The organism is Bacillus sp. JJ864 (assembly GCF_036963045.1).
GTDB classification, from domain to species: domain Bacteria; phylum Bacillota; class Bacilli; order Bacillales; family Bacillaceae_G; genus Bacillus_A; species Bacillus_A pseudomycoides_C.
The window spans coordinates 2421-6746 of record NZ_JBALLY010000202.1 but is presented as its reverse complement, the minus strand read 5'-3'; the positions used below and the strand labels follow the sequence as shown (position 1 = coordinate 6746).

Genomic DNA, 4326 nt, shown 5'->3' with positions numbered 1-4326 from the left:
GAGGGCGTACCTTTTTTTGTCTGCTTGCATAGGGGCAGAGACGGGTCATCTATGGATACTTTGGATTGATGGTATAGAGAACTTCTCTTGTTGAACGGAGGAGGTTTCGGAACCTGTTGTCATCGGAGCAAGAGGTACTGGAATCCCCCACTCCAAGTGGCGGTAGCCGATAAGTGGGGGTAGTTCAATCGTGTGTTCCTTGAAACAAGCTCTTTCAACTATTCGAATATCCCTGCGCCAAAACCAGAGATAGTGGCGGGTGACGGGCATTATTTGTGTACGGTCTCTGCTAGAGGACATAAAAAATTGGTCAAGCCAGGTATCAGAAGTGGAGTAAGAATCCCTGTGAACCGCCAGCTACTAATTGCCAATGCATTTGAGAACATTCTTGAACAATATGTTCCAAACTTCCATAAAGCCATCCGTAACTTTTATGACAGGTACGGCTACCCAATTAGCAGGCATATCAATTCAAAATGGTCTGCAGACATTAGCTATCTTATCATGAAGCCTTTGGAATGGTTATTCCTTATTGTGTTATATACGGTGGACAAAAAACCAGAAAATAGAATTCATATGCAGTATAGTGAGTTGAGGAAGTGAAATTACTAGAGACGGTTGCTATGGTGACATTACATAATAGGGGCACTATACATCACCCTCAATTTAAGAGATTTTAATGCCATCAAATACAAAAGAAACATCAACTAGATGGAGTGTAACGAAAGATGAAAAAAATTCTTGTTCTATTTGTTCTATTTGTCAGCTTACTTGTAGGTGGTATCGTATTGGTTGATAGAAAAGAGACAGTGACTCAACCCTATATCCCCAAAAAAGAAAAGAAGTCTAAGTTTAAGGAAACAAACGACTCAATCATGTTAGAAGATAACTTTCAATCTGGATTAGAAAAATGGAAAGTAGCGATTAACGACACAGAAAACCGCTCCAAACTAGATACTGATACGATCACGCAGCGTGCACATATAGTAGATGCGCCTGGCATGACAGGAGATCATAAAGCAGTGCAGTTCGTTGTTCCGCATTCTGAGGGACAGTTCCGTTCGGAAATTGCACAGCCATACGAAGAAGGGTTCCACGAACGATGGTATACAGCGCGGGTTTATATCCCGCAAGATTGGGTGTTCGACACAGAAAGTGGTAATGATATTATCATGCAATGGCATGCTGTACTCGGCAGTGAGCGAGTGGATCGGGATTTTCCGGAATTAGCTATTGCAGTAAAAGGTGACAGATGGAGTATACAGCGTGCATTCGGTCCTACTTCGGATATTAAACGCGATTCTAAAACATTGGATGAACTTGTACAAAAAGGAGTTTGGTCTTCTTGGGTAATCCATGCAAAGTGGTCATCGGGGGACGACGGATTGCTGCAAATATGGAAGGATGGAAAAGTTGTGTGGGAAGTGCAAGGTCCTAATGCCTATGCTTCGCGCGCACGTACGCCTTACTTTAAAACAGGGATTTACCACCCGCAGTGGAAGTCGAAGAACGGCGAAATGAAACCTGGTCCGGTAACAGAACGGAAGGTTTTTATCACCGATGTCAAGATCGGAAACGAACAGGCGACCTATCAGGATATGGTGAACAAAGATGATTCTTCCAAAAAGTAAAACGGATTATTTTAAGGAATCCCATCAAGTAGGATAATAGATTAACCTCAATAAAGAAAAAATGAGTCCGATGCCTTGGCGTCGGACTCATTTCTTTAAATCTAATAGGGGTGAATTAAAATTAATAGGAAGTCCATGAGACTTTTAAAGTACAACGTTTAGTTGAATATTTCAACGGTCACCAAGAAATGGATCGTGCGTACGGTTGGGGAATGAATTGGGTAGTTGGCACCAAATAAAAGTATAAGCCAAAAGTGTTTTGCTGAAATGGGAAAGCACTTTTGGCTGAGTAAGAAATATGAGGATATTAAGTAAATATAGTAGGTAAGGTGTGAGCTTTTCTAAAAGGAAGGATGAATTTTATAGGTATAAGGGCTTTATTTCTCTTCCTTTTTCTCCTGCTCTTTCAATAACAAATTCCGCAACACATGCGCACGGTAACTCTCCAACTTTTTTCCTTCATAATAATTAATCCCAAGTTTTTTCAACTCATACACGTACCAGCCTTTTGTTCCGTAATACATGATGAACCTTCTCCTTTTTGATTTTTAACAGTATATGTAGGAGCATGAAAAGGAAAGCTTGTCTTACTTACGGAAAGTGTGGATTTTTGTGCGTGCTATACTAAGTTTCCGTCTCTAAGTGTTAAAATCCGATCACATACATCAAGAATTTTCTCATCATGCGTAATCATAATCGCAGCTTTTTGACTGTCTTTTACTTCTCGTTTCATCATTTCGACAACTTCTCGCCCACGTTTTGAATCAAGGCTTGCCGTTGGTTCATCTGCTAATATTAAATCTGGATTATTCATAAAAGCACGAGCAATCGCAACTCTTTGTCTTTCTCCACCAGATAACTGATGTGGATAGTGATTTTTTCTCTGAGATAGTCCAAATACTGTTAGCAAGTGATTCGCACGCGTTTCAGATTCTTGTCGGTCTTCTTTCTTTAATTTGGAAATGTATAGTAATTGTTCTTTTACATTTAAATAGGGAACAAGGTTAGCGAATTGAAAAATGAACCCGATTTTTCTTAACCGAATATCTGTCATTTCCTTTTCTGATAAATGGGTAATATTTTGCTCACCAATATAAATATTACCTTTTGATGGTGATAATAATGCTCCAGCAATCGATAACAATGTACTTTTTCCTGAACCAGAAGGCCCCACAATACCGATGAATTCTCCAGCCTTCACATCAAGTGAAGTTGGATGAAGGGCTGTTACCTCTGTGTTTCCTTCGCCGTATACTTTACTAACTCTATCTAGTTTCAATAGCGATGTCATTGCATGCCGCCTCCAATTGCCTCTAGTGCATCTACTTTTAATACTTGATATAAGGAAATCAGTGATCCTAGTATACTAATTACAATAAAGATTCCTGCATATTGGCCAATCATTGTCGTTGTCAATAAGAACGGCATACTTTTTGGCAAAATTCTTTGCAAAACTTCTACAAGTACAATGCTTATCGTCATCGCGCCAACAGACAAGAATAATACTTGTACAACTAACATATTTGCTAAATACGAATTTTTCGTTCCAATTGCTTTTAGTACACCTAATTGCTGTGTTTTTTGTAATGTAATAACATAGAAGAATACACCGATTAAGAGCGTTGCAATCACGAGTAAGAATGCAATAATCATTGTTAATGAGTTTTGTTGCCCTTTATGGCCTGGAATACTTTGAAGAACTTCGTTTTTCTCTATTACATTTGCATTTTTTACTTGCTTATCAGTCCGAATAGCAATTGCGTTGTAATCCTTTTGGATCGACTGTGCAATTTCTCCCCATACATCTTGATTCACATAAACAACAGGTGTGTGACTGAACTTTTGATCTTTTGTAAAGCCAACAATTTTAAATTCTTTTTTAGAAACTGGATCGATAATCACATCTCCAATATCTATACCTTTTTCTTTAATCGATTCGTCAGCAATCATTTCGTTTTGTGCTGTTCCTAATGCATGCCCTTTCACAATCTTTGGTTCCAAAAATGTTTCGCGTTCACTTGCAAATATTGCAATATCAACCTTTTTTGAACTATCCTTCTTTTCATATGTCGAAATTTTCACATGGAATGGTACAGCATCTTTTGCCCCCACTTGCTTTACTACATCATCCACATCTTCTTTCTTAATTTGTGAACGGAGCAATGAATTTTCCTCATCATTTGCTAACACAAACTTTTTGGCATCTATATTTTGAATGGAAGAGACAGTATTATACGCTAAACCATTTGCTAATCCAGAAATCACAAGGACTAAAAATGATAATAAAATCATCATAAGCCCAATTAATCCATACTTTAATTTTGATTGCTTTAATTCACGCAGAGCTAAAAACATTCTGCTTGGCCCCCTTATTTATCTTTATTTCTTTCTTCTTTTTTCCTGCTTGTACTTAACATGGTTAATTAACATTGTAAAGTAAACAATCAGGAAATAAATAGTAAATGTAATCGTGTCATTATTAGATTTAAATCTATGTATACAACTAAAATTCCTGTGGTAGTTTGAAATATGACAAGGATAAATAAAATGAACCACCCTCGATATATCACTTGTTGTTGTTGTTAATGACGTGTAGCAAATTCGTCATATTTTCCTTTTATGACCGAAAAGGCATATGTTTATCATATTGGTTTGTTAAAATTTGGACAATGGATATAATAGTTTTGAAACAAAT

At 37.5% G+C, this 4326-nt stretch carries 4 protein-coding genes and 1 pseudogene; 2 read left to right on the top strand and 3 right to left on the bottom strand.

The window, feature by feature from the left end; translation table 11 throughout:
- Positions 1–183: 183 nt before the first annotated feature.
- Positions 184–603: pseudogene (locus tag V7024_RS22840) on the top strand (DUF6688 family protein); the annotation flags it as partial.
- 125 nt (positions 604–728) lie between these two features.
- Positions 729–1631, top strand: coding sequence for a polysaccharide lyase (locus tag V7024_RS22835; protein ID WP_335524262.1), 903 nt, complete (start codon positions 729–731; stop codon positions 1629–1631).
- A 377-nt stretch (positions 1632–2008) separates the two neighbouring features.
- Here V7024_RS22835 and V7024_RS22825 read toward each other — a convergent pair whose 3' ends face one another.
- From V7024_RS22825 to V7024_RS22815, 3 genes are all read right to left on the bottom strand, one after another.
- Complete coding sequence (locus V7024_RS22825; protein WP_438824506.1) at positions 2009–2155, bottom strand: DUF2639 domain-containing protein; 147 nt, start codon at positions 2153–2155, stop codon at positions 2009–2011.
- Positions 2156–2250: 95 nt separating this feature from the next.
- On the bottom strand, positions 2251–2922 hold the full coding sequence (locus V7024_RS22820; protein WP_335524259.1) for an ABC transporter ATP-binding protein: 672 nt from the start codon (positions 2920–2922) through the stop codon (positions 2251–2253).
- Positions 2919–3986 carry an ABC transporter permease gene (locus tag V7024_RS22815; RefSeq protein WP_335524256.1) on the bottom strand — a complete coding sequence of 356 codons (1068 nt, stop codon included), beginning with the start codon at positions 3984–3986 and terminating at the stop codon, positions 2919–2921. The genes V7024_RS22820 and V7024_RS22815 overlap by 4 nt, the downstream gene beginning before the upstream one ends.
- Positions 3987–4326: the final 340 nt, after the last annotated feature.